This is a genomic window from Bacillus cereus group sp. RP37 (genome assembly GCF_040459695.1).
GTDB lineage: Bacteria > Bacillota > Bacilli > Bacillales > Bacillaceae_G > Bacillus_A.
The window spans coordinates 293780-320185 of the sequence record NZ_JARVHP010000002.1; the positions used below are offsets into that span (position 1 = coordinate 293780).

The window sequence follows — 26406 nt, forward strand, 5'->3', positions numbered from 1 at the left end:
GAGGAAAGGGCAATGTCGAGTTTATACGAATCTATAAGGTCAAAGATGTAATAATATATTGTTAACCCCAAGGCAAGATAGGTTATTGAAGTTTTAGGTTTGCAAACTAGTGGAGTGTTGATATATACGTCCTATAATATAAAGGAGTGACAAACGAAACCCGACTCATAAGAGTCGGGTTTTTAAGTATATCTTTTAGATGCTCTGTAACCTGCAGTTTTTGCATCTTTAATTCTCTTATTATTCTATTTCCAAGACAATTTTTATATCATAATTTTTAAACTTGACATGCATATAGTAAGACAATGAGAATACTGATAATGATACTTAGCAAATGCATTCATGGATTATATTTTTTCTCCCTTTATTCCTATCCTTCATTTTGTAGTTTTCCCCTAATAATTAAGAATGGCCTGATGAAGCAAAAAAGCAAGAACCAAATAGATTCATAAGATAAAAGCGGATTAGGATATATTTGGTACGCGTATTTTGTTATACATTGTGAATTAGTCATAATATGGAATAGAATTGTAGAAACATAACATAGAATATTCTCATTAATATTTCTACAGTTTTAAACTATATACATATAAAGGTAATAGGATTATATTGGCAATGAAAGAGAAAATAATAGATAGAAGGGGATGTTATTATGTTTAAAAAAGCAGTACTTGGTATTTCATCGTTAGCAATAACTGCGTTTGTCGGATTAGGAATGGCAACAGAAGCTTATGCTGGACCTGCAGCACCACTTACTTCACTAAACGTTGTACAAGTAGAATCTGAGCAGGGCGGAGTAGAAACGATTAATCCAAACAGTTTTAGCACAACACGTGACCACGGGGGAAAATACTTATATATTACTACAAAGGAAATGGGATATGGTCAAAATCCATTTACGAAAATGGATGGTTTTAATGTGAAAAGTATTGGATCCACTATAATTGGCGGAAAACCAATTGTTGGTTGGTATTATAAGTGGGATGCTTCTGGGCATCAGCAAGGAACATTTGAATATCAAAAAACATCTATAAACGCTCCATTTAATACAATGCGAACTTCAATCTATATCAAATAAATAATTTGAAAAGTTATAGGGATTTATCATACAAAATTCAGTTCATAAAATTGAATTTAATTATAGCGAATATAGGAGCCGTCCTGAATTGGGAGGGCTCTTATATTTGCTATAAATGTCTACAAGCGCAATATATTTTCCTAAATCATATGCTAATTTCCTTGTAGTAATAGTTGTATAAGTTAGAAGAATAATAACTTGAGTATAGGAACGATGGAAGAAATAAAAAAGATGCGAAGTTTATTCTAAGACTTCGCATCTTTTCATTTAACGCAAGCATTGTGAGAAATCAATTATATATTGATTTCTAAGCACGAAAAGCATTTAAAACTAAAACTTTATTTGAAGTAAACAATACATTTATTGTATTAGTAAAAATTTTATTTTGCATTGAGCGATTAGCTTTTGCTAACTGCTCAATGCAAAGAGATACATAGAAAACTACATGTACTGAGTTTTAGCATACAGCCTACAAACTGTATTGATGGAATATCTATTTTGAATCCAATTTACTTAAAGTAAACATTCCAATGGATAAAATGACTGCGCCTACTAAAGAACCTAGCCAGTCTCTCCATCCTAATGCATTAAAAGGTGTTTCTGTTAAATCCATAATTAAGAAGATAGCCAACATTAATACACCGAATGCTAAGCATCCCCAGAAGGTTTGTAAATGTTTAATCATCTTCTTTCGAAACTTGCTCATATAAATCACCCTTGCTAATACTTTATATTTTTATAATTAAATTATCACATGTATAAAGATTGAAAGTAGAGATTATGCAATATTGCATAATCAAACTCAACAAAATAATTCTTTGAATAAAAATGGAACTAGGAAACTGTGGGATGGGATTTGAAATGCTTGTCAATCTAGCGAATAAATATATCAAAGAGGTGAAGTGGCACTTATAAACAAGCAACTGGATTCTGTGAAGGTGGCCGTGAGTTAAATGGGCTTCTATAAAGCTAAGGGCCCAATACACTATTATGTTGTGTATAAGGACGGGCTATCGCATTTGAAGCCAAAAGAAAAAAGTCACATTAAGTAGCTGAAATATTGAGCCAACTCCACGCTTTATAAACTATAAGATTCTTAGTCTTCTCCCAGTTACTGAACGTAAAGCGCTTAGCTAATAGGAGCTAAGAAAACAAATGATACGGTGGCTTGAGAGTAATCAATCTTAACTTAAAAAGGAATTTTTCATTTATTTTCCCACATTCTATTTAGGATTATTATTCCAAACATATAATTAGTTTATTCATATAAAAGGATATTTATAGTTCTTATCGAATAGTTTAATTGGAGGGGATTAGGCGATGGAAAAATATATTCTTGATGAATTATTAAAGTGGGAAAAAAAATTAATAGAAAAGTATAAAGCGATTGTAAAAGTAGAAAAAGAAAAGGAACTTGAATCCTGTACTCTAATGAAAAAAATTGAAATTCTAAAAAAAACGAGTGAAAAGTTTGAAGGGGAAAGAAAAAAACTATTCATAAGAGCAGAAATCAATCCGCTTCAAGAAAGAGAAAAACAAATAGAGCAAGAAATTATAAGTACAAAAGGAATTTATTATGAGAATAAGGAAGAAATTGAAATTACACTTGAATACTTAAGAAAAGAAATTGATAAAGGTGATGAGAGTCAGCAAATTATTACTGATCCCAAAGAGATAATTTTAAAATAAAACTAGAAAAGCGTCCCAAACGGATGCTTTTTTCTTTGTTATATGGAAATCATACATTAAACATGAATTTAAGTGAGAAGTTATTATATATAAATGTCTGTTATCTTTACTCTTTTGTTCCGTATAAGAAAGAATCAATATAAGATAAGAGTTTCCATAAAAAACTTATTTTATAGAAATTGAAAAAACTCATTCCATAGGATATTTCTAATATAAAGAGAGAATATCGGAATCAACGAAATTCGACAATAGAAGAGCGGTAATTATATATTCTAAAAATGCAAACAAAGTTCGCACGAAATACCAATTTTACGAACAATAAAGGAGTTAAATAAAAATCTAATAACCGTATCTAGGGATTTCGAGCTTAGTTGCATGAATCTTCGTATGTTGGTATGTATCTATATAATTCATACTTTATATAGAAATTATTAAATTTTAAATAACTCATTACTAATTTTTATAGCAAATTACATTTTACTTTATAAGGTTTTTTCTCACGTTGATCTAATTAAACCCCCATAATTATGATTATATAAACCAATTTATATTTTTATAAAGACTTTTAAACTATATTCATGTATTAATCTTTTGTATGAATTTTTATAGCAAATTTGTTTTATTTTCCATACATTTATATCTAGTTTTTGCACTAATTTTTATGGTCAAATACAAATTTCTCGCTTAATTATCTATAATTTTTACTTGAGTAAATACATTATTCCATTCACTATTGAGTATTTTTAGCATCTCATAATTTAATTATGTAAATAAGTTTGTGTAAAAATTGAATTTAACGCGAACTTGTGTTCGTGTATTTTTTCTGTTATAGTATATATGAGGTGATTTTTATGGATTACAGCAAGCAACGTCAAAAATCAGTACATCGTAAGAAATTATACGAGAATTTAAATGAAATGCCCTTTTACATAGAAGAATTTGTGGAGTACAAAGAATTGCATGATGCCTCTCCCTCCACCCTACTGAATTATGTATATGATTTTAGAGTTTTCTTTAATTGGCTATTATCTGAACAAATTATTGAATTTAAGCCCATTAAAGACATATCCTTCTCTGATTTGGAGAATTTAAAGAAAAAAGATGTTGAGAACTTTATGAGGTTTTTAAAACTACAACAAAATATGCAGAATTCCTCTGTTAACAGAAAAATTTCAGCCTTAAAGTCTTTATTTAAGTACCTTACCTCCCTATCAGAGAATGATGATGGAGAATGTTATTTTTATAGAAATGTAATGGCTAAAATTGAAATACATAAAGATAAGGAAACATTAAATGCCCGTGCAAAACGTATGAGATCTAAAATATTTCATAATGATGACGATCAAGAGTTTTTGAATTACATTAAGTACGAACATGAAAAATCTTTAACAAAACATCAGTTGTTCTATTTCCTAAGAGATAAAGATCGTGATGTAGCTATTCTTTCTCTCTTTCTTGGTAGTGGTATTCGTGTAAGTGAATTGGCCGATCTTCGTATGGAAGATATAAACTTAAAAGAAAGGCTAATTGATGTAATACGAAAAGGAAACAAAGAAGATTCTGTATGGATTACCCCAATTGCATTGAATGATCTTGAAAATTATATGGAAATTAGAGATAAAAAATATGCTCCAGGGAAAGAATTAAAAAATGTATTCTTATCGAAGTATAAACATACTGCACAGCCTCTTTCAGTTAGGGCTATCCAAGATATAGTAGAAAAATATACTAAGGCCTTTGGTAAAAGAATGTCTCCTCATAAATTAAGACATACATTGGCAAATAAGTTATATATGGAAGAAAAAGACTCGTTACAAGTGATGCAGCAACTTGGGCATACTAGCCAAGATACGGCCTTATTATACACACAGCTTGGAGAAACAACTATTAAAGATAGCTTAGGCAGAATAGGAAAGAATAAATAATATTTATTATTCGTTTCACATTTGATTTTATTATGTAAAAAATATATAGTTTGAAATCTACATTAATTGGAATATAAAAACTCTCTCTTAGTAGATTTAAATAAAAATTTTAGATTTCTACAATTGTTGTTTACGTTAAATCGGAATTTAACGAACAGTTGAGGAAATGTGAGTTAAACTCCCCTCCTATCTTAATGTATGTTGTACAAGGACAAGAAACTCTAAACGGAATTTTTATAGATTTACAGAATTATATTCATTTAATCTTGTGTAAAAAGACATGAAAATGGGTACTTTTTATAAAGGGATTGCTTCAGTTATATATAATTTAAATATATTAAAGAATTATTCATTCTTATATAAAGGCAAATATTCATAGTTAGAATTAATTAACTATAAGAAAATGAATTTCATATTTTAATTAAATATAATTCCTATATATATGTAAATGGAGGTTTTTTTATCTTTTTTATTTATGTGATGAAAAAATTAGGTATAGAAAAATTAAACAGACGTTTGTTTAAAATATTTTAGTTATGAATCAATGTGTGAGTTATGATGGATGAGTTCCGTGTTCAATTGTCCATTTAGTTAACTTCGCATTTATTATATAAATTTTATATAGCAAAGAAAAAGCATCCGCTATGGATGCTTCCTCTAAAAATTTATCGCTACAAGTTCTTCTTAACGTTTTTCATGAGAAATAATTAACTTTTAAAATTTTTTTTAATATTCGAAACCATTATTTGTAATCCAATCCATATTTTATTGATACCAATATAGTTACAGGTATGCTAAAATCCATTTGAAACATTGCTTTTGGGAATGTAATTGCTATCATAATCGCAATTTATTTTCTACAAACTGATTGAGTTTTAACCTAAATTGCGGTTTTATTCCGCCGTCCTTAACAAATTGTTAAGGACCTTTTTTATTTGTCCTTTAGTTGCGAAAAAATAAAATTTGCAAAGATATAAAATTCTCATAATGGGGGTAATTAAAAATATTAGCTTGATGGACATGGGGTCCCGCCACATTGCTATCAAGCTAACAAAAATAAATTCCCCTAAAATGAAAAAATACGCTATTCTTTCTGTAGAATCTATAAAATGACAATAATGTTATTTGATTTTAAAAACTAAAACAAGCATAACCCCGTTTTAAATTTAGGACGGGGTTAAAAATATAGTTATTTAATTTTTAAAGTAAGATATTTCACTACACTAAAAAATATAATAATAAAGTCGTTTAAAAATCTAAGCTTTATTCAACAATAGCGCCCGATTACGGAAGATCATTTCTAGTTAAATTTGTATTTAAAAAGATTGTTTTCTTAAAGAAACATGCTGTTAGCCAACCATGAAAAAGAGCTTCACCACAGGAAATGTAAGAAAATCACTTTCTAACATGGTAGTTTTGTCCTTATACAGAAAGATAATATTGAACTTAAGGACATAAGTTCAACCTTCAATAAAACGCAGTGCACAACCGGAATGGTGATCGGTTAGATCTTTTGCAAATTGTTGATTCGGAAATCCTCTGTGAAGCAATCTCAATCCGCCTGAAGTTAAGGATATATGATGATGGAACCGATAAAATAACATCCTGTTGGGATCAAGAGTATCATTCTTTAAATATCGATAATAATCCCCAAATCGAAACTGTAAAAAACTGTGCTCATGCTCAATATCAAAGAACTTTGCTCCTTCGATATCAATCAAATAAGGTTCTAGTTTGTCATTAATTAATACATGATCAGGGCCTAGTTCCCCATGTATAAATCCATATCGACTTCTTAGTTCAATTTTTGATTCAAGCTCGTACAATGTATCGAGTAGCTTGCTATGACTTGCCTTGATGCTGTCAATATGTTGGGATGCGTAATCTAAATCTTTTTTTGCATGGTTCATTTGCAAGTGATGACATTTTTCCGTGTTGATTCCACTTTGATTCGCTTTCCCATGAGTATTTCTCTCATTGGCATGCATGCCTGTCAGCATATCTCCTATCCGCTGAAACACTTTATCTTTATTTACTCACAATATATCCAATTGTGTAGATAATCCATAAGTGGACCGGGTAGAAAATATAAAACATATATTTTGTAAATGTATTATTTACACCACGCTCCCCGTTATATAAGAAGAAGAATGGTAACGCAAATACCATCATCCATTGGTTGTTAAATCCAAATAAGCCCATGTCTGTAAAAATTTCTCCCGCGATAAGTAAGGTTGGGACTTCCATTAATGAAAGTAATACATATGTGATAATTAACCATATTTTCTTTTCATTAAAATAATAGAAGATTAATGTCATGATGACTCCCATAAAACTTGCTTCTGTAAGGAGTCCTAATGTAGCCACAATAATTGTAGCTGGAATTCCTAGTAAATAGTTTTTTGTACGTTTCGTATAATCAATCATACAAAGTAAAACAATACTCATTCCAAGTGACAAGAAAATATTATTGTGAAGTCCACTTTCCCTTGGGAACATGTACTGAATTAAAGTTGAACCTGCAAACATAATCGCTGCCCATATAAATACACGTGTAGCATACTTTTTACGATTTCTTGTATAAAAGAATCCTTCCACTACAAAATAGAAGAAAATAGGTGCTACAATACGTCCTGGATGATGCATCCACATTGGCATACCTGGAATGTAAGTATATACATGATCAATGACCATAAGGATCATTGCAAAAACTTTTATTTGAAAAGCATTTAACCTCATAAAATCTAAAACCTCCACCTTACCTGATACTTAGATACTATTAATCTTCCGGAAACACTCTTTTATTTTCATAAAAAGTATTAATTGTTTGTCTAGGAGGTTCTTTTGTAAAAATAGAACCTCCTAAATAGTAAAACTTACTATATTATATTTAGATTAAGTAGCTAAACCATTAAACACATGTATTGTTAATTCATTAGTTTTTTCAAATAACTTCGTCGAATGATGAAAAAGCTAATAACAAATAGTAATAAAAATATCCCTACGCCTATCACTGTGACGCCATAAAAGGCTGATGAAAAATGGCTACGCATCCCAAGTAGTGTCCCACATAGAAGTATAGATGCGAATGCAAACGGGATGAAAATTAAAGTTGCCAACTCCTTGGTCACAACAGTAATTAATTCTTTTACAGAAAAGCCAATTTTACGGATTCCTGCATATTTTTCTTTTTCTTCTTCAAATGACGTTTGAAGATAGAAATAGAGTATGCTCATTGCAGCGCTCAAAAAGATAATACTCAGCATAAAACCAATAAAGAATAGAAGGCTTGCTGTAGTTTTTTCAGTCTCGTACAAATTAATTTTAGAAGATATCAGTCGCTCATCCGGTATTATTGAAACTTTTGAAAGAATTGTTTCAGACAGTTCAAGTTTTTCTGTCCAATGATCAACTTCATAAGCAAATACATTAAATACGGGATACTCAATTGCTTCATAAACTTTATCTGAAACAATATAATATACCTTTTGGAAACTTGAAGTTAAAATATTTCGTTTCTCAAGCCCCACATATTTAAGGTTTCCAAACGGGTAATCATGAATATCCTCAATACTTGGAAGGACATCATAATTACCAGCAGCAACATAGTATTCATCATCCTTTAATGAAATCGCTTTGTGAGAGCCAAGTGCATTATAATTTGAAACTGACATAAAACCGATATTTTGCTGTTTATCTGTCTTAAACGTGGAATAATACGCATCATAACTACCTTGTTTGGATAATGTAGATTCAATAAATGTAATATCCTCTTTTTCAACTTCCTTTTTATTTTCCGGAAGTGAAATATATTGAAAGCTATAAGGATATGCGGCTTCTGCATCCCCTTTTACATTATAATAGGAGATGTACAAGACGCTTGTACATACAAATACCCCTAATAACAATACTGTTAATAAATAGATAAGATTAGCATGTGAACGACCTTTGGATTTGAGATTCGAAACATAAAGCATATTTGTTTTTTTCAAGTATGACGGTTGTTTTTGTAATGTATGAATCGCTAACAACGTTCCTTGCGTAATAATAAAGTAAATAGCTAATAGTGAACTAACAAACAATCCAATGTAATAGATTATTCCAGATGATTCAATCCAATTCATTTCTAACATAGATGAGAGTATAAAGAATCCACTGGCAATTACGGATAGTAACAGCTTCCATGGCGCAGCCGCTATTAACTTTTCCTGTGTTACATCTGCTTTTAGCAAATGAATCGCTTCTTCTTTGTTAATAAAGCGTGTAGTAAATTTAGAAACGATAAAGAACAAAATTGTAAATAAGACAATTGTTAATAGAATGGATTGAATTGGTAAATACATACCGAAGCTATCAGCTTGTAACACTCTTTTAGTAACCATTAAAAATAAAGGGGCAATTATAAGTCCTAACACGATTGCTGTTATAATAGCCACACCAGCAATAAGCATATTTTCTCTAAAAACCATCTTACGTACTTGCTTCATGGATGCCCCAGTAATCATAAAGATACCAAGATTTTTCATTTTCTTTTTTAAAAACGCAAACAGCGAATAGATGATGAAAGCAAATGAAAAAATGTAAACAATGAAACTCATAAGCATCATGGTAAGACCAAGTGTACTCGATGTATCAACAATTTCCATCATTGGATGGAAGGCAATAATCGAAAATAAGAAGAATATTAAAATAGAAAATACACTGCTCAAAAAGTAAGAAATGTATGTCCATTTATCTCGCAAGATGTTTTGAAGGACTATATGATTAAAACTCATGCTGCCCACCACCTAAAAATGTAAGTGTGTCCATAATCTCCTGATAAAACTCCTTTTTATTATTACCTCGATGCACTTCATTATAAAGGATACCATCTTTTATGAAGATTACGCGGTGGGCAAAACTTGCAACATAGGCATCATGTGTCACCATTAAAATGGCTGTATTAAAATTCTTATTAATTGATTCAAATAGCGTCATAACATCATTTACCGCTTTAGAATCTAGGTTTCCAGTCGGTTCGTCCGCTAATAATAATCCAGGTTCATGAATAACAGCTCGCGCTATTGCCACACGTTGTTTTTGTCCTCCTGAAATTTCAAATGTACGCTTCTTTAAAATCCCTTTAATTCCTAAGAAAGTTGTGACTTTTTCTAAGCGCTTAGTCATTTCAGTAGCTTGTACAGAGTCAAGAGTCAACGGTAATAAAATATTTTCCTCTACTGTTAAAGTATGAACAAGGTTAAAATCTTGAAAGACAAATCCTAATTCTGTCCGACGAAACTTTGCTAGTTCAGTATCATTTAATTCATACGGATTTTTTGAATTAATCGTAACTAATCCCTTAGTTGGAGGATCAATTGTGGAAATACAGTTAAGGAATGTTGTTTTTCCGCTACCGGAAGGACCCATTACGGCAACAAATTCATTCTTTTCTAAATGAAAGTCAATCCCTTTTAATGCTTTATAAATAATTTCACCTGTATAGTCCTTTTGAAGCTCCTTTACATTCAAGATTGTGTTTGACATTAGTATTTCACTCCTTTATATCGTTCAGTATTTTAGTATAAATATGCTTGTTGCTTCTTAACATCTCTCAATGTGACAGCAAGATGACAAAATTGTCACATTCAAAACGGCTACCTTAATTGGTAGCCGTTACTATACTTCTTGAGAGATCTATTGTAAATGTTGTTTCATTATCTTTAGAATGTAGGTGGTATGGATGATTTAACGTAGTAAGGATACTTTTTACTAAATAAAGACCGATACCAGTTGCCTCCCCTTTTATACGTCCTTTGGTTCCTGTGTAAAATAATTCAAAAACACGTTTTATTTCACTTTCAGGTATTGTTTCTCCTTTATTTTTAATGAATAACTGTCCATTTTCATAATGAATTATAATAGCAGAGTGTTTTTCGCCATATTTAACTGCGTTACTTAATAACTGGTAAACCACAACCTTTAGCCATTTACGATCTGAATAAAGTAATATACGCTCCGGTATAGTGCTTTTAGGAAAGATTTCTTCCTCAATAAAATAATCCCTTAAATCGTTAATAACTTCCTGTACAATAAGTTTTAACGGGATTGGTTCTATTTTTAAATCTGCTAATAATTTAGTAGAGCGACTATACGTTAGTAACTGATTTAAAGAGAAGTTCAGTTTATCACATTCAACTTTTACTTTTTGCCATTCTGCAAGGGAATTGGGTTCCTGAAACTGATTGGATTGTATAAGCAGTTGAATGACAGAAAGTGGCGTTTTCATTTGATGAACTGCATGAGAAATCATTAATTGCTGATTATGTAAAGAACTCTTATATTCCTCTTCTTTTGATAAAAATAAGGATTGAATATATTGCAACTGAGATGCGTATGCTTTTTCGTATGAAGCAATTGGCTGAAAAATCATAAGACTATCCGTATGGCTGTTCTTGTTCTCAATATGTGCATACATTTTTTTACGACGTAAATAACGACACAAAAGTAGTATGATTAATAGAGAGAAGGCTAGAAAGATAAAATAGGTATAATGATTTTCAAAACCATCTAATCGATGAATCACAATTGGTAAGCTAATAAATGTAATAATATACAAAATAATAAAGCTCGTATGGTCTTTTAAAAATAACTTCATGTGAGTTTCTCCGTTAATTGATAGCCAATTCCTCGTATAGTTGTAATTTCTAAAGTAGAATGAATGGCTTCTAATTTCTTTCGTACTCTTGCAATATTTACTGTTAAGGTATTTTCCTCAACAAATTCTTCCTCATCCCAAATGGCTGTAAGTAGTTGCTGTCGTGTTACAACATTAGGATACGCTTCAAAGAACATTGTACATAGCTGGAGTTCTTTTATCGTTAATAGCTCCTCCTGATTAGGTGTGCATAATCGTACAGTGTCCAGGTTTAAAGTTGTATTTCCTATTTTTATAATTTTCTCCTGTACATTTCTTGCATATTCGCCATATATACGACGAATTTGTCCATTAATTTTTGCAAGTACCACTCCTAATAGAAAAGGTTTAGTAATGAAATCATCAGCCCCATTTTCAATGCCATACACTTGATCTGCCTCACTCATACGGGCAGAGAGAATCACAATAGGACAATTCGATATTTGTCTTATTTTACGGGACCAATAATAACCATCAAAGGCAGGAAGGGTAACATCCATTATGACAAGGTGGGGTTGAAAATCTTGAAAAATTTCTAATACCTTTTGAAAATCTTCTACAATGAGGCAATGATAGCCATATTTTTCAAGATGGTTTTTTAGCGTATATGCAATATTCATTTCATCTTCAACAATCAATAATTTATACATTTCATCCTCCGATTTATTTATTAACTTTGTCTCATATCTTAATTTTAAACCATTATTGCTTTTGCTCAAAATGAGACCACTCTTATACTAAATGGAGTGGCACCATATGCCCATCAACTTAAAGGTTTTATAACAACCAAAAATAAAAAAATGGGCTTTTTTAATACAAGTTAGCACTAAATTTCTTTTTGGGGGTAGTTGTATTTTCTTAGCTTGATGGTGATGTGGTGATACCCCTATTTATGTAGAATTGAATTTTAACTTCAAATTTAATTAGTATTTGCTATTTTTAGAAAGTGTCCACTTTGGTGTCTCCGTTTTAAAAAGTACCCATTTTCTTGTCTCGATATATGGACAAGAAAATGGGTACTAAATGAAAGGTATGTATAGATAATTCAGCATTATACACTATAAAATCAGTTCCTACTTTCATTTTGGAAACTTAGTTAGACAAGAAACTCTAAACTAAAGTTTTTTTAGATTTATATAATATCCACTTAAAGCTAATGTTAAATCAAATAACTAAATTCGAAAGGATATAATTTAGTTAAAGAAAATCCCCAAAAATAAGAATTTTTAGGGATTATATGTATTATACATATAAACGGTTTAACAGTTGTTTCATTTCTGGTTTGATATTAATGCTTGAACGAATCTCTTTTGCTTTTTGTTCCGTTTCTTTTACATTAGATGCAAGCCCTAATTCTACTAATAATCCAGTTGCAACCGTAACTGTACGATTACGTTCACCGGAACAATGGAAAAATACTTTCTTATCTTGTTGAACAGCTTCTTTGACAGCTGCAATTGCAGTTTTTAATGACTCCTCTGAGCCCCCTTACACCTTCTACAATCGGATAAGCATGACGTGTAGTTTCTGCTGGAAATCCTTCTGATTCTTCTCCACCGGCACGGAAATTAAATCCCTCAGTGATTCCATGCTTTTTTACTGCTTCTTGTATCGCGTCCACTCCACCGAACTAAGAAAACACCTAACATATCGAATTAAATCAAAAATAGCTCAATAATAAACATTATCTTAAATCGTAATATAAAAAATGACTTTTGTTAACTAACAAAAGTCATTTTTTATATTTTATTGGTGTTTAAATTAATCGGCATCGAAATTATTTGGCTATTTTATCATGTGCTTTTGAAATTGCTTCCTTATTTAAATTACTGTGTTTTATTGAATATATGAAATATATTAATGCACCAATTGTTATCCAGATAATGAAGTACACCCATGTTCTTAAAGGTAAATTTAGCATTAAAAATACACAACTTACAATTGAAGTGATTGGTAATATAGGTACAAATGGTACCATAAAGCCACGTTTTAAATTTGGATGCGTTTTACGAAGGATAATAACTGATACACACACCATTGAGTACGTTACTAAACCACTAATATTAACCAAATTCGCTAATTCTTTTAAATCAATAAACCCAGCTATTAAGGAACTTCCTATTCCTACCAACCCTATTGTAAAAGTCGGTGCGCCAGTCTTCTTATTAATTTTTGCGAGTGATTTTGGTAACAATCCATCACGACTCATTGCAAAGAATACTCGTGTTGCCGCATACATAGAAGAGAAAATAACAGCCATAAGACCAATGACAGCTCCTACAGCAATTATACCAGCGACTTTACCTTGTCCTACTACTTCCATTACATAAGCCATTGCTTCAGGTACATTTAATTCTTTATAGGAAACCATCCCTGTCATCACAAGACACACTATAACGTATATAAGTGTACATATGATTAACGATACAATAATACCAGTGGGAAGATTGCGTTGTGGATCTTTTACTTCTTCTGCCGAAGTTGCTAATATATCAAATCCCATAAAAGTAAAAAATGCTGCTGCCCCACCAGCTAAAACTCCACTTACACCATATGGTGTAAACGGTACCCAGTTCTCTGGCTTTACATAGAATACACCCACTAAAATAAATAATATAACCATTCCAATTTTAATTAACACCATTATATTATTGATACGTTTACTTTCCTTTGTACCACGCGATAACATCCATGTAATTATCAATGTAATGACCATGGCTGGTAGATTCATCATACCACCTTGTGATGGAAGCATTAACAGTGATTTTGGTATATCTAAACCCAATCCACTTATTAAATTGTGAAAATAACCTGTCCATCCACTAGCAACCGCTGCTGTCGCTAAAATATATATTGAAAGGAGCATCCAACCTACTAAATGTGCAACTAATTCACCAATTGTTGCATAGGCATACGTATATACACTTCCTGAAACCGGAAGTATAGAAGCAATCTCTGCGTAACATAAAGCTATAAACCCACATACAATTGCTGCCAATACGAATGAAAATACAACTGCTGGTCCAGCGTCTCTTGCTGCTACTAATCCTGCTAATACAAGAACTCCTGTTCCAATTATTGAACCTAATCCTAACATAATTAAATCAAATGAACCCAATGTTTTCATTAAGGTTTTACTCTTACTAGGCTCTAATAATTGTGTAACAGATTTCTTTTTAAACAACTTACTCATATCTTCTGTATCCCCTTTGAAAAATAAGGTGTGTTCTTCTAATACTTATGGCACACATACATGTATATAAATATTGACTAAATTAAAATTATTAAATTCACAATATATATTGTGAAAGTATGCAAGAAAATCAAAGATATTTTTCTGTAAAAAAATATCGGAATCGATTCCATAAAAAACTATTGCATATTGGTATCTAAATTTATTATTTTATCTGTCTATTTGGAGGGGATATTTCACTATTTCTCTATGAACACAATTGATCTATCTTCTATTTCTGTTTTAAATCTTATTCTGGAAATACTATAGAATCATGATTGGTCAAATTATTTTCAAATTCAAGACCACACAAGATAGCATTTTAATCTGATAAAATCACATGCTCCTTAAGTTTAAAAAATAAATACCCCAGAACAAAAGAATTGCTTTTCGAAGTCAAACTGCATATTTTTTATTTTGGGGCTTTACAAGATTCTTAAGACGTGAAATATCAGTTCAATTCAACATATATTTCAATCCTTATCTTCTATCCTTCGTCTCTATAATTATCTTTCGTGCAATAGCTGGGCATTTAAACATGACAATTGATCGAATCCAGTATTGAGTTTTAAAACAAAAAGCGCAAAACTATAATTGAAATAATACCTCCCAGTACGGTGCCCAATAAGCTACGTGTTTTTATAGCAATAAAGAAAGTTGGTATGGCTGCAAAAAATTCAATATTATTTGTAAGTGATACAATCTTTCCATCATCTATAAATATCTCTTGACCAATCAAAGCAGCTATAATAGAAATAGGGACATAATGTAACCATCGCATTGCCCATGCTGGTAATTCGAAACGACTTAGTACCATAAGAGGAACGACCCTTGGAATAAACGTTACTATAGCTGACCCTAGAATAATTAAAAAAACTCCCCATCTTACTTCCATTTTTCCACCACCATTCCTATTGTTGAAGCAATAATTGTAGCAACAATAACCCCCATACTACTGGACAATATGAAAGAACTTCCCACAGCAATAACAACTGCTATAATTGCGACAACAATATCTAGTTTAATTGTACTTCGTCCTAACATTGTTAGTATAAGGATCCCTATAAACATTGCTGGCAAGGCAAATCCTAGACCGAATTCTTCAGGATTGGAAATCCACTGTGCCAAAAATGCTCCTGCTAAATTAGCTACAAGCCAATTTATATAAGCTGTTATGTTAAGGCCATGCATCCATCTTTCACTGATTTGTTTTTTCTTTGCAGCCTCGCTAATAGCAACACCAAATGTCTCATCGGTTAGTAGAGAACCTACTAACATATTACTAAATGAAGAAAGATGCCGAAAATAAGGTGCTAGTGCTGCACTAAGTAATATATGACGAAGATTAACAAAGAAAATCGTAATAATAATAGCAGTAAGAGAACTGCTTGTTGCCATCATTCCTGCAGCAATAAATTGAGCAGAGCCAGCATAGAGGATTAAAGACATAAGAGCTATCTCAGCTATGCTAAGTCCCGCAGTCTTTTGGATAACACCTGCCGCTATTCCGATACTTAAATAACCCAGTAATGTAGGGATACAATCTTTTACTCCTTTGATAAAGCTATCTTCATCTCTCTGAGATGAATTCACTTGGACGTTCGACAGACTCATTTCATTCCCTCCTTATTTTTTTAAAAATAGAAGCTAACACACTAACTACTACGAAAAAAATGAAAGAAAATACGGTTCAATTTATTTGAACCGTTTTCCAGTGACAACATGAAATAGATTAGCATTGTTTTTCCAAAGAGCTTCCGTTTTCTCTGGACCAACTTCTTTAACTAATTCTGAGAACATAATGTCGTGTCGAATGTACTCCATTGCAATTAGTACCAGGGCTGGATCTTCTGTTTTTATTGCCCATGCAGGTGTATTTGGAGAAAAATTTGCAATTAATACTTCTTTATTGTCTCGTGCTACAATCGTTAATCGACCATTCATACGTTCCTCAGCTACTTCTGGAGCCATATAATTATGATGAGTAGTTACACCAAGCTGCATATCAGGTGCTCCAAAAAGAATAGAGAAAACATGGATTTCTTCATTTATTCGTCTATCTATAGCACTTTTTAAAGACGAGGCTTGTGGCTCCCAAATCGACAACCATATTTCTTCTTCTGCTTTATCTATGATATCAATCATTTCAGTAACAACATGCTCATCACTGCTAATACGATGAATTACATCTACTTCTTGTTCACTTTCTAAAGCAGATAAATTTTTTTCAAGATAATCCATAGAATTTTCGAGATTGTTACGCAATCGACGAATTAATTCTTTAGCTGGTAAGGGAGCGTAGGTTACAGGATCAGAAGGAACTGTATAAACCGCACCTTTATCTATTAATTTCGCCACCACTTCATAAATCGTTGAACGAGGTACACCCGACCTTTTACTTATTTCATATCCTGTTATGGGGTAATTTTTTAAAAGGCCTATATACGCTTTACATTCATATTGTGAAAATCCCCATTTTTGAAGTTCTTTATATAGTTCTTCCATAAAAACTCCTTTAGTAGTTAGTGTAGTACTTACTATAAGATAAAGTGAATTGTATGTCAAAGTTATTTTTAAATATTAATTATATTAAATACAACCCTTAAATATTTAAGTTGTTTCTACATATATCTCACTTAAACTTCAATATCATAAATAGAGAATAAATAGTCCCTTAACGTAGTATAATAAGATTTGCAAAAATATCTTAGCAAGATAAAATTTCATTTAGGAGGTACTTTAAAACCTTAGCTTGATATCGATGTGGTGATACCCCTATTTATGCAGAATTGAATTTTAACTTCACATTTAATTAGTATTTGCTATTTTTAGAAAGTGTCCACTTTGGAGTCTCCGTTTAAAAAAGTATCCATTTTCTTGTCTCGTTATGCGGACGTGAAAAAGGATACTAAATAAACTTTTTCCTTAGGTAATTCAGCATTTTATACACTAAAAATAACACGCTCTTACGAATATATAAACCCTATATAAATTGCTAATTCCATTCTGAGTTTCTTTTAACTAATATATATCTTTTTATATACGATTATCATGCCAGAAGTTTATTGGAAAATGATTATTCTCATCATAAGCTTCAAATTCATAACCTTTTTCTTTTAATCCTTTTATAATTGCTGGAACTGCCGCGACAGATTGTGGATGAATATCATGCATTAAAACAATTTCTTTTGAAGATGTCGCACCTGCCAATACATTTTGCACAATTTTTGGGGCTGCTACATCAACGGGTAATTTATTGTATTTCCAATCTAATGAATCAATAGTCCAATCCCAGACTTTCAAATTATTTCTAAACACTTCATTTCGAAGTGATTCATTTAAGCCAGGCATTGATCCATATGGTGGCCGTGTTAATTTCGGTGAGTTTCCAATAACATTTCTAATTAAAGATTGGTCCTCTTTCATTTCTTTAACATATTCTTGATTGGTGTATAGCTTTTTAAAATCATGTGTCATGCTATGCATTCCAACATAATGATTCTCTACATGTTCTCGATTCACTAAATCTGGTAACCTTTTCACATTGGCACCAATTAAAAAGAATGTTGCTTTCACATTATTTTTCTTTAATACATCTAATAAGTTAGCTGTATATTTTCCTGGTCCATCATCAAAAGTTAAATATACAACTTTTCTTTCTTTACCATCAAAACGATTAGGTATCGATTTTTCTAATTTATTTTTAGGTAGACTGCTCACTTGTTGAACATTGTTTCCCTCTGCCGCATTTACTAGCTTAGGATTTGTAATAGATTGAAACATGTAATAACCGATCGCTACTACTATAATAGCTAGTAATACACTTCATGTTGTTTAATTTTTACCATGATTAACAAATTAAAAGTGAAGTTTTTTCTCGATCTTGTAAAATCTGTACTATCCTCAATCGCTTTGTATTTAGTAGTACATTAAATTAATCTGTATGTTGTTTCTCTTCCGTTACTATTTGGTCCCATAACTTCCAATTTTCTTTTCATGGATAACTAAATACATCTCAAGATTCACCCTATTAAAGCGGAGTGAATATCTAATATTTAATTTGTTTGAATTTCATTTCTAAGACATTGAATTTTTTATGATGTTTCTAACTGAAATAAATAATTAGCTTGGTATAAACTTGATACCTTATTTATGAAGTACATGCTTTTCATAGTAAGATTCCTTCTTAGCTGAAGGCTCACTTTTACCTACAATTACACAGATGACAACAATAAAAGCTAAGACAATCGTTAGCCATGTAATTGATTCACCTAAGAATAAAACTGAAAAAATAATCATTAAAAATGGTTGTAAATATTGTAACTGACCCACTTTTGCAATGCCACCTAAAGTCATGCCGCCGTACCATCGGAGGAAGGCACCTTTGGGTGTCTTTTGGGTTCTGATGCAAAAACTTCAGGACCATTGCAACGAATCTATAAATATTGGATATACTGATACTATTACTCTACAAAATGTGTGTGATCAGTATGTCCAAGGTTAAGCGATTTTTTGCACCAGAACTCAATGAATTACAGCAATTACTCACAATTTTATAGAATTCAGCTATACCCCATCCTAACTTTCTATCTGTAAAAAACTTTTCGACAGAACCAACTTTCGCACCTATAAAATAAGTGGGAAGCTTTAGCAATATTCAATTTAGAGTCTATCAATTGTGTACTTGACAACTTGATTAAAATAAAAAAACACCTCGATCTTTGGTATAGTGAGTTTGCCTAGAAATCACTACCACAGAAGAGGTGCCTTAACTACGATAAAATAAAATAACCAATATCATCAACTACCAAAAGAACTTAATTCTATTTTTTTCGAGCTTGAAATGAATATCCAGCTACGGATGCAGTCTATCGCCGTTTCCTGCTGTTGTTTAGTACGAATACGATTAAAAAAGTAACTCGCCTTACGAAAGAAATCCGCTCCAAAGTGTTGATTGTGCTTATGATCGTAACCGCAGTAAAAAGATTGAATTGCTGGCACACTATTTTGAAACCTTGGTTAGCTATTTAAACTTTGAAGTATTTACTATTTTTTAATCAATGAGTAAGGTGCAAAATTTAAAGTATATGGTGGCACTATTTGTACTTCGTCCTGTAATCTTTGCTCATCGAATAAACCTAGAGCTATCACTCATGCCTTCAGTTGAACACCCTGATGACTGAGCCAAGATAAATTATGGATGTAGTGCCCGTGCTATCGCATCAAAATAATTCTGACTGGCACGCTGACTTACTACGGCTTCAGGCACAAATACTTCAAAGCAATGGAAGCAGCCGGGGTAGAGGTGAAATTCAACGTCTACTCCTGCTTGTGCAAGTCGTGTTACATATTCAATGGTTTCATCTCGAAATAAATCGAGTTGACCTACACATGTATAAGTTGGCGGTAGCCCGGCTAAATTTTCTGCTCTCGAAGGTACGGCATAGGGAGATAGCTCGTTGGAATCTTTCTCCTTGCCCAAGTACATACTCCAAGCCGTCAAATTGTTTGCTCTATTCCATGTTGCGTGGTCTTCTGTAATCTCATAGCTTGATGGTGCTATGTTGCGGTTGTCAAGCATCGGATACAGCGGCATCTGGAATATAATAGATGGGCCTCTTTTATCCCGAGCCATTAACGCAAGCGCTGCGGTTAGTCCACCGCCTCCACTTGCACCGGCGATCGCAACTCGATTCACATCAATGCCCAGCGAGTCTGCCTCATTTGTCATCCAAACCAAACCTGCATAACAATCTTCGATAGCCGCTGGATAAGGATGTTCGGGAGCAAGTCGATAATCGACAGACACAACAACGCATTTAGCATTCTGAACAAAGCGTTCACACAAAACATCGTCCATATCGGGGTGTCCCATTACGTATCCGCCACCGTGAATCCACAGCATAGCTGGAAGTTTATCAAGATTGTTCTCAACGGGTTCGTAAATTTTAACTAACATCTCGCCAGCAGCGCCAGGAATCATTCGCTTGGTCATGTGTACAAGCTCTGATTTTTCCAAATATGGATTCGACAAGAGACTTCGACTCGCCTCTAAATCCCCCTCTAATTGAAAGCCTGGAAACTGTGAGAAAGCCTGTTTTAATTCTGGTAATACTCGACTGTCAATTTTCATATAAATTCCTCCAGTTAAATAATGAGACTTGATGCAATCCTTATGGAATAATCAACGGAATAGATGTGTCTCCTGTTCTCCTTCAGCTTCCCATTTGGCAATTTCCTCTCTTACACGAGGGGCAACTTCTGTTCCAAGCAATTCTATGGCACGCATGACTTGATCATGCGGCATGGTACTTAATGGTACATACATCATAAAGCGTGTAATCCCGACATGCTTACGAAGATGGATGATTTTTTCGGCGACTGTATCTGGATCACCAACATACAATGCCCCTTCAAAACTTCGTGCAGCATCAAAGCTGGAACGATCATAATAAGGCCACCCCCGCTCTTTACCAAGTTTATTCATGCCTGCCTGAGTGGACGGGAAAAATGTATCTGCTGCCAATTCCGTATTCTCTCCAACAAATCCAATCGAATGTGATCCCACCTGAAGTTTTGATACATCATGACCAGCGTGAGCCGCCGCTTTCTTATATAGCTGTACAATTCGTGCAAAGTGCATTGGGCTACCACCAATAATCGCTAACATAAGTGGTAATCCCAGAAAACCAGCACGGATAGCAGACTCTTGATTTCCACCGCTACCAACCCATATCGGTAAAGGATTTTGAACAGGTCTTGGATACACACCTAAATTATTGATTGCTGGTCGATGTCCGCCTTCCCAAGTCACTTTTTCGGACTGACGTATTTTGAGAAGTAGGTCCAAATGTTCTTCAAACAGTTCTTCATAGTCCTTCATGTTATAGCCAAACAATGGAAAAGATTCGATAAAGGAACCACGACCCGCCATAATCTCTGCGCGTCCATTTGAAATGCCATCCAGTGTAGAAAAATCCTGAAAAACGCGCACAGGATCAGCTGAAGAAAGTACAGTTACTGCACTCGCCAGCCGTATCTTTTTCGTTTGTGGTGCCGCCGCTGATAGAACCATCGCTGGAGAGGATGCTGCATAATCCTTCCTATGGTGCTCACCAACACCAAACACATCAAGTCCTACTTGATCAGCAAGAACGATTTCTTCAACAACTTCACGCAATCGCTGTGCGTGACTTATCACTTCACCACTATGTACATCTGGTTTCGTTTCTACAAAAGACGTAATACCTATTTCCATTTGTCATCTCTCCTAGTCCAATTAGATTTTAAGTCAAAAAAATTAATCATTTCCTTTATAGTAGTAACGTGTTTCTCATATTGGCTAACACACGTTTATTTCATGAACTCTTAACTCGTCTGGTCATAGCCCAAAAAAGAAGAGCGAAAGCACTGACAGAGGCTCCGAGTAAGGAAACCCCTCCCCAGCCAAAGTGTGCGTATATTTGAGTCGAAGCTATTGAACCACCAGCACTGCCGATAGAATAAAACACCATATATCCAGCAGTAAGTCGACTCCGTGCTTCTGTATGCAATGGAAGGATCATGGTTTGATTCGTGACATGTATTGCCTGTACGGCCAAATCAAGTAGAACTATCCCTATCACTAATGCGATTAATGACTGCTCTATATAACTGATGAACAACCATGAAATCAATAATAGAGCTAAAGCAATACCTGTCGTTCGTTGTCCGTAACCTTGATCGGCCCATTTCCCTGCCCGTGCCGCAGCTAAGGCTCCAGCCACACCTACAAGACCGAATGCGCCAATTGCACTATGAGATAGAGCAATTGGCGGTGTACTAAGTGGCAGTACTAGTGAAGTCCACAAAATGCTGAAATCAGCAAAAATCAGCATGGCTAGAACGGAGCGAATACGTAACGTTCGTTCTTGAATAAATAAAGTAAGCACCGATCTAATCAACTCAGGGTAGGATAGCGATTTTACCTCGCGTTTAACATTGGGCAACATCTTTATAAACATAAAAACCATCAAAAGCATGAACGCAGCAGAAAATAGATATACAGAACGCCATCCCGCAACATCTGTTAATATACCAGCAAAAGTGCGTGCGAGAAGTATGCCAATAACTATCCCACTTGTTACAATGCCAACGACACGTCCTCTTTCTGTAGGGGAAGCGATGGTCGCTGCAAACGCCACGAGAGTCTGTGTCACAACTGCAATCAGTCCCACCAAAGCCATACCTGCGAAAAGTACCATGCTGGAGGAAGCAGTACCAACTATAACCAGAGCTGTTGTAGATAATAGCATCTGACCGACAATTAGACGTCGCTGGTTTAGCAAATCTCCAAGCGGTACAAGTAGCAGTAAGCCCACTCCATAAAAAATTTGTGTAACGGTAATAACAACACCAATAATGGAATGGTTAATACTAAACTCATTAGATAGTTGATCAAGCAACGGCTGTGCAAAGTAAATATTGGCAACAGACATTCCACAGGCAGTCGCAAACAATAATGCCAAAGCGTGAGACATGGATGGCTGTTGATTCAAATTAGGTTTTGTTATGGAAGATTTATGACTTATCTTAGTGTAGAGTGGATCATCTTCTATATTTGTCTCTGTTTTAAACATACCTTAACCTCCAATCACATTAGATTTTTAATCATAACATACCGTTCAGTACAATATGATTACTGGTAAATATAACTTAGTCTCATTTATGATGTCAACGATTTTTGCACTAAATTTTATGTTACATTAAATGAATGGAGCTTGATTTGACATAAATAATGGCTAATTATATAATAATTACATACTGTTTGGTAATAAAAAAACAATTGTAATTACCTACACACCTATCCTAAAACAATTAATAAAATCAAAGTTTGAGAAGGAGAATTCTTAATGGCACGAACTCGTGAATTTGATGAGGATCAAGTTTTAGATGCAGCAATGCAGTTATTTTGGGAGAAGGGATATGAGGCTACCTCATTAAGTGATCTTACTTCTAGAATGGGCATTCAACGCCCTAGTATTTATTCGGCTTTTGGAGATAAGAAAGAATTGTTTGAAGCCGCACTTCGTAGATATACCATGTCTCGGGCATCTGATGTACGAAATAGGCTTCAAAGTCACTCCTCTGTAAAAGAGTCATTTGCTATTTTCTTTGCCGATGTCGTCAATGAAGAATACGCGGGGGATCTTAGTAAAGGTTGTTTTTGTATCAATACAATGGTTGAATTAGCACCTCATGATGAGAGATTTGAAATTTTGACCAGAGAACATCAAATGTACCTCGCTGTCATTTTTCAGGAGACGATCGAACGAGGAATCCAATCAGGTGAGCTGGAAGTCAACACAGATGCAAAGTCTTTGGCACAGGCACTGATTGTAGCGTTAATCGGTCTAACGGTTATGATGAAATCTCGCCCCCAACGTTCATTTGTCGACAATGTAATAGCAGCGACGCTCACATTACTTAAGTGACATGATTGTATATGAAAGCAAGAAAACTATACCTTTATAGGGGTCTCGCCACACATCCATCAACTTAAGAAAAATAAATGCCCCAGAAGGAAAAAATCACTTCTCTAAGGCTAGTGATTAATAAGAATTTAGCTCATTATTTCGTTTTATGTAACTACGAATTTCTTACCTTGATGGCAATAGGAGATTTTAGTGAGAAAAAATATAAAAAGATTTCATCCGGTATGATGAAATCTTTTTATGTTTTTCTTCTAATTTATTTATTAAAATTAGAATTTTCATTACTATAGAAACCTAATATAATAACAAATGGAGCTAATAGAATACTTAACCAATAATTTAATTTATACGGTAAATTCATATCAAAAATAATGGTAGCAATCATAACAATTAGAGTTAATATAGCTAAAAGATAAGTAATTATTTTCATTAGTAATCATCCTTGTATATTAAAGTGATTCTATAAAATCATTAGTATTTACATTAATTTGATAGGCTTATTTGTTATGCACATTTTTAGTGTAATCGTAGAAATCCCAAAAAAGTACACTCACATATACCCTCTTGGTACCCTTAGCTTGATGGCGATGTGGTGCTACCCCTTATATTGTGGGAAGATGTAGCATTTCTTTTATAAATAAGACTCAAAAGGTACCATACCTGATAAAGGAAATATTAATGTAACTCTAGTTCCTTTATTCATTTCAGATTCAATGCCAATTTTCAATCCTAATTTTGAACACAGTTTTTCGCATAGATACAAGCCCATTCCTGTACTTTTGCTAAATCTTCTTCCATTCTCTCCAGTAAACCCTTTCTCAAAAACTCTATTTATATCTTTAGTTAGTATCCCTACTCCATTATCCTCTATAGTTAGTATTACTGAGTTAGTTTTCTTAATTGAGTATATACGTATCATTTGTTCTTTATTATTTGAGTATTTTATAGAATTTCCTATTATTTGATTAATAATAAATTCAACCCATTTTCCATCACCATATACGATTTCATCAATATCCTGTATATCTAATTTTATTTTCTTATGAATAAAATCCCTATAGTTTCTTTTAATTACATTCCTTACTACATTATCAAGGTTGATTGGCTTGATAATGTAATCTTTATTAACGTTACTGCTTCGAGAATAATACAGAACCTGTTCTACAAACCCCTCAATCCGATCCATTTGAGAGTCAATTTTATTAGTTACTTCATTTTGATTATTTTCAATTATAAGCTTTGTAGAAGCTATTGGTGTCTTAATTTCATGCACCCATGTCTCTATATATTCTCTGTAATCCAATTGCATATCTCTATAATACTTTACATTTTCATGCATATCTCTACTTACTTCTTTCAGTATAGTGTTAAGCTTTTCCCCATGTATAAAGGTTGCTTCCTTTACTACCTCTGGAAGTAGGTATTTTTTCTCCAAGTTTTCTAATATGCCATTAATCTCATTATAAAAATTTTTACATTTTATAAATTCTATAACCATATATGAAATCAATGGAAAAAACCAAATACAAAAGACAAAGAATATGATTATGAACTGAACATGCGCAGTCAGTAATATACCTGCTAATATAATAAATACCAGTACATTAGATAGTATTACTACTATTTTATCTTTAATAAATTCACCTATATTCATGGCATTATATACCCTAAGCTTCTTCTTGTTGCAATTGGATTTTCTATACCTATCTCTTCAAGCTTTTTTCTTAATCTATTTATATTAACAGTTAAGGTGCTATCATCCACAAAATAATCAGATTTCCATAAAGTTTCTATGAGTGAATCTCTTTTTACAATATTTCCGCGATTATTTATTAAGCATGAGAGTATCTTAACTTCATTTTTAGTTAACTCTACCGATTTGTCTTGATAAGTAACTGTTGCATTTGAAAGATTTAAATTAAAATCTCTATAAATTAAGATATGATTCGTCTTGAAATCTCCAGAAGTTCTTCTTAAAATGTTTGTTACTCTTGCTAATAGTATTTCTGTATTATACGGCTTTGTTATAAAATCGTCTGCTCCTAAATTCATACTTATTAGTTCATCTACATCACTATCTCTGCTTGTAACCATGAAGATTGGAACATTTGAAGTTTTACGTATTTCTCTGCATATATAATAGCCATCGAACACAGGAAGATTTATGTCTAGTAATATAAGGTCTGCATTCTCACTTTCTATATATTCGATAATATGATTAAAATCTGTGGGAGCCTTTACTTCATATCCATACTTTATAAAAAAATGTTGTAATTCTTCTCTGATGATTTCATCATCTTCTATCAGAATGATTTTTTTCATGACTTTTCCCT

Annotated in this window: 21 protein-coding genes and 3 pseudogenes; 5 read left to right on the top strand and 19 right to left on the bottom strand. The window is 32.9% G+C overall.

Going from position 1 to position 26406, the window contains the following annotated elements; all coding sequences use genetic code 11:
* Nucleotides 1-652 precede the first annotated feature (652 nt).
* Nucleotides 653-1078, top strand: a complete 426-nt coding sequence (locus QCI44_RS29650) for a DUF4879 domain-containing protein (protein WP_016135588.1) — start codon at nt 653-655, stop codon at nt 1076-1078.
* A 493-nt stretch (nt 1079-1571) separates the two neighbouring features.
* On the opposite strand, the gene QCI44_RS29655 is transcribed toward QCI44_RS29650, so the two are convergent.
* Nucleotides 1572-1784, bottom strand: coding sequence for a hypothetical protein (locus QCI44_RS29655; RefSeq protein WP_016135589.1), 213 nt, complete (start codon nt 1782-1784; stop codon nt 1572-1574).
* Nucleotides 1785-2398: 614 nt separating this feature from the next.
* Here QCI44_RS29655 and QCI44_RS29660 point away from each other — a divergent pair.
* Nucleotides 2399-2767, top strand: a complete 369-nt coding sequence (locus tag QCI44_RS29660; RefSeq protein ID WP_016135590.1) for a hypothetical protein — start codon at nt 2399-2401, stop codon at nt 2765-2767.
* A gap of 851 nt (nt 2768-3618) precedes the next feature.
* Nucleotides 3619-4692: a tyrosine recombinase XerS gene (gene xerS, locus QCI44_RS29665; RefSeq protein WP_002169382.1), complete on the top strand. Its 1074-nt coding sequence runs from the start codon at nt 3619-3621 to the stop codon at nt 4690-4692.
* Between the two features lie 1460 nt (nt 4693-6152).
* On the opposite strand, the pseudogene QCI44_RS29670 reads toward xerS, so the two are convergent.
* The 13 genes and pseudogenes from QCI44_RS29670 to QCI44_RS29730 all read right to left on the bottom strand — a co-directional run.
* Nucleotides 6153-6722 (bottom strand): annotated as a pseudogene (locus tag QCI44_RS29670) (aminoglycoside phosphotransferase family protein); the annotation flags it as partial.
* On the bottom strand, nt 6721-7431 hold the full coding sequence (locus QCI44_RS29675; protein ID WP_016135593.1) for a TraX family protein: 711 nt from the start codon (nt 7429-7431) through the stop codon (nt 6721-6723). The pseudogene QCI44_RS29670 and the gene QCI44_RS29675, both read right to left, overlap by 2 nt.
* A gap of 188 nt (nt 7432-7619) precedes the next feature.
* The gene (locus QCI44_RS29680) at nt 7620-9467 is read right to left on the bottom strand and encodes an FtsX-like permease family protein (RefSeq protein WP_353811628.1); all 1848 of its coding nucleotides are present in this window, start codon (nt 9465-9467) and stop codon (nt 7620-7622) included.
* Nucleotides 9457-10218 carry an ABC transporter ATP-binding protein gene (locus QCI44_RS29685; RefSeq protein ID WP_016135595.1) on the bottom strand — a complete coding sequence of 254 codons (762 nt, stop codon included), beginning with the start codon at nt 10216-10218 and terminating at the stop codon, nt 9457-9459. The genes QCI44_RS29680 and QCI44_RS29685 overlap by 11 nt, the downstream gene beginning before the upstream one ends.
* 115 nt (nt 10219-10333) lie before the next feature.
* Entirely contained in the window at nt 10334-11329 is a 996-nt protein-coding gene (locus QCI44_RS29690) for a sensor histidine kinase (RefSeq protein ID WP_353811629.1), read from the bottom strand.
* The gene (locus tag QCI44_RS29695) at nt 11326-12018 is read right to left on the bottom strand and encodes a response regulator transcription factor (RefSeq protein ID WP_016135597.1); all 693 of its coding nucleotides are present in this window, start codon (nt 12016-12018) and stop codon (nt 11326-11328) included. The genes QCI44_RS29690 and QCI44_RS29695 overlap by 4 nt, the downstream gene beginning before the upstream one ends.
* Before the next feature lie 592 nt (nt 12019-12610).
* Nucleotides 12611-12989: pseudogene (locus QCI44_RS29700) on the bottom strand (protein-tyrosine phosphatase family protein).
* Between the two features lie 156 nt (nt 12990-13145).
* Nucleotides 13146-14561, bottom strand: coding sequence for an amino acid permease (locus tag QCI44_RS29705; protein ID WP_353811630.1), 1416 nt, complete (start codon nt 14559-14561; stop codon nt 13146-13148).
* A 607-nt stretch (nt 14562-15168) separates the two neighbouring features.
* Nucleotides 15169-15495, bottom strand: coding sequence for an AzlD domain-containing protein (locus QCI44_RS29710; RefSeq protein ID WP_016135599.1), 327 nt, complete (start codon nt 15493-15495; stop codon nt 15169-15171).
* A complete protein-coding gene (locus tag QCI44_RS29715; RefSeq protein ID WP_353811631.1) occupies nt 15486-16214 on the bottom strand; it encodes an AzlC family ABC transporter permease in 729 nt (242 codons plus the stop codon). The genes QCI44_RS29710 and QCI44_RS29715 overlap by 10 nt, the downstream gene beginning before the upstream one ends.
* An 81-nt stretch (nt 16215-16295) precedes the next feature.
* Nucleotides 16296-17105 carry a TrmB family transcriptional regulator gene (locus QCI44_RS29720; RefSeq protein ID WP_016135601.1) on the bottom strand — a complete coding sequence of 270 codons (810 nt, stop codon included), beginning with the start codon at nt 17103-17105 and terminating at the stop codon, nt 16296-16298.
* Between the two features lie 531 nt (nt 17106-17636).
* Complete coding sequence (locus QCI44_RS29725; RefSeq protein ID WP_050582732.1) at nt 17637-18410, bottom strand: peptidoglycan-N-acetylglucosamine deacetylase; 774 nt, start codon at nt 18408-18410, stop codon at nt 17637-17639.
* 336 nt (nt 18411-18746) lie between these two features.
* A complete protein-coding gene (locus tag QCI44_RS29730) occupies nt 18747-19007 on the bottom strand; it encodes an EamA family transporter (protein ID WP_267865372.1) in 261 nt (86 codons plus the stop codon).
* Nucleotides 19008-19442: 435 nt separating this feature from the next.
* Here QCI44_RS29730 and QCI44_RS30695 point away from each other — a divergent pair.
* Nucleotides 19443-19612 (top strand): annotated as a pseudogene (locus QCI44_RS30695) (IS4 family transposase); the annotation flags it as partial.
* Nucleotides 19613-19794: 182 nt separating this feature from the next.
* On the opposite strand, the gene QCI44_RS29735 reads toward QCI44_RS30695, so the two are convergent.
* The 3 genes from QCI44_RS29735 to QCI44_RS29745 form a co-directional block, all read right to left on the bottom strand.
* Entirely contained in the window at nt 19795-20733 is a 939-nt protein-coding gene (locus tag QCI44_RS29735) for an alpha/beta hydrolase (RefSeq protein WP_016135604.1), read from the bottom strand.
* Nucleotides 20734-20784: 51 nt separating this feature from the next.
* Nucleotides 20785-21858 (bottom strand): LLM class flavin-dependent oxidoreductase, encoded by a 1074-nt coding sequence (locus QCI44_RS29740; RefSeq protein WP_016089100.1) that lies wholly within the window; start codon nt 21856-21858, stop codon nt 20785-20787.
* 100 nt (nt 21859-21958) lie between these two features.
* Nucleotides 21959-23218 (bottom strand): MFS transporter, encoded by a 1260-nt coding sequence (locus QCI44_RS29745; protein ID WP_353811632.1) that lies wholly within the window; start codon nt 23216-23218, stop codon nt 21959-21961.
* Between the two features lie 273 nt (nt 23219-23491).
* Between QCI44_RS29745 and QCI44_RS29750 the strand changes: the two genes are divergently transcribed.
* Nucleotides 23492-24073: a TetR/AcrR family transcriptional regulator gene (locus tag QCI44_RS29750; protein WP_016135606.1), complete on the top strand. Its 582-nt coding sequence runs from the start codon at nt 23492-23494 to the stop codon at nt 24071-24073.
* Nucleotides 24074-24704: 631 nt separating this feature from the next.
* Here QCI44_RS29750 and QCI44_RS29755 read toward each other — a convergent pair.
* Together QCI44_RS29755 and QCI44_RS29760 are read right to left on the bottom strand one after the other, a co-directional pair.
* Nucleotides 24705-25727, bottom strand: coding sequence for a sensor histidine kinase (locus QCI44_RS29755; RefSeq protein WP_016135608.1), 1023 nt, complete (start codon nt 25725-25727; stop codon nt 24705-24707).
* Nucleotides 25724-26395, bottom strand: a complete 672-nt coding sequence (locus QCI44_RS29760) for a response regulator transcription factor (RefSeq protein WP_016135609.1) — start codon at nt 26393-26395, stop codon at nt 25724-25726. The genes QCI44_RS29755 and QCI44_RS29760 overlap by 4 nt, the downstream gene beginning before the upstream one ends.
* Nucleotides 26396-26406 lie beyond the last annotated feature (11 nt).

What these genes read in the sequence shown, in the direction of transcription:
- QCI44_RS29650 (WP_016135588.1), top strand. Translation starts at nt 653, where the DNA reads ATGTTTAAAAAAGCAGTACTTGGTATTTCATCGTTAGCAATAACTGCG.
- QCI44_RS29655 (WP_016135589.1), bottom strand. Translation starts at nt 1,784, where the DNA reads ATGAGCAAGTTTCGAAAGAAGATGATTAAACATTTACAAACCTTCTGG.
- QCI44_RS29660 (WP_016135590.1), top strand. Translation starts at nt 2,399, where the DNA reads ATGGAAAAATATATTCTTGATGAATTATTAAAGTGGGAAAAAAAATTA.
- xerS (WP_002169382.1), top strand. Translation starts at nt 3,619, where the DNA reads ATGGATTACAGCAAGCAACGTCAAAAATCAGTACATCGTAAGAAATTA.
- QCI44_RS29675 (WP_016135593.1), bottom strand. Translation starts at nt 7,431, where the DNA reads ATGAGGTTAAATGCTTTTCAAATAAAAGTTTTTGCAATGATCCTTATG.
- QCI44_RS29680 (WP_353811628.1), bottom strand. Translation starts at nt 9,467, where the DNA reads ATGAGTTTTAATCATATAGTCCTTCAAAACATCTTGCGAGATAAATGG.
- QCI44_RS29685 (WP_016135595.1), bottom strand. Translation starts at nt 10,218, where the DNA reads ATGTCAAACACAATCTTGAATGTAAAGGAGCTTCAAAAGGACTATACA.
- QCI44_RS29690 (WP_353811629.1), bottom strand. Translation starts at nt 11,329, where the DNA reads ATGAAGTTATTTTTAAAAGACCATACGAGCTTTATTATTTTGTATATT.
- QCI44_RS29695 (WP_016135597.1), bottom strand. Translation starts at nt 12,018, where the DNA reads ATGTATAAATTATTGATTGTTGAAGATGAAATGAATATTGCATATACG.
- QCI44_RS29705 (WP_353811630.1), bottom strand. Translation starts at nt 14,561, where the DNA reads ATGAGTAAGTTGTTTAAAAAGAAATCTGTTACACAATTATTAGAGCCT.
- QCI44_RS29710 (WP_016135599.1), bottom strand. Translation starts at nt 15,495, where the DNA reads ATGGAAGTAAGATGGGGAGTTTTTTTAATTATTCTAGGGTCAGCTATA.
- QCI44_RS29715 (WP_353811631.1), bottom strand. Translation starts at nt 16,214, where the DNA reads ATGAGTCTGTCGAACGTCCAAGTGAATTCATCTCAGAGAGATGAAGAT.
- QCI44_RS29720 (WP_016135601.1), bottom strand. Translation starts at nt 17,105, where the DNA reads ATGGAAGAACTATATAAAGAACTTCAAAAATGGGGATTTTCACAATAT.
- QCI44_RS29735 (WP_016135604.1), bottom strand. Translation starts at nt 20,733, where the DNA reads ATGAAAATTGACAGTCGAGTATTACCAGAATTAAAACAGGCTTTCTCA.
- QCI44_RS29740 (WP_016089100.1), bottom strand. Translation starts at nt 21,858, where the DNA reads ATGGAAATAGGTATTACGTCTTTTGTAGAAACGAAACCAGATGTACAT.
- QCI44_RS29745 (WP_353811632.1), bottom strand. Translation starts at nt 23,218, where the DNA reads ATGTTTAAAACAGAGACAAATATAGAAGATGATCCACTCTACACTAAG.
- QCI44_RS29750 (WP_016135606.1), top strand. Translation starts at nt 23,492, where the DNA reads ATGGCACGAACTCGTGAATTTGATGAGGATCAAGTTTTAGATGCAGCA.
- QCI44_RS29755 (WP_016135608.1), bottom strand. Translation starts at nt 25,727, where the DNA reads ATGAATATAGGTGAATTTATTAAAGATAAAATAGTAGTAATACTATCT.
- QCI44_RS29760 (WP_016135609.1), bottom strand. Translation starts at nt 26,395, where the DNA reads ATGAAAAAAATCATTCTGATAGAAGATGATGAAATCATCAGAGAAGAA.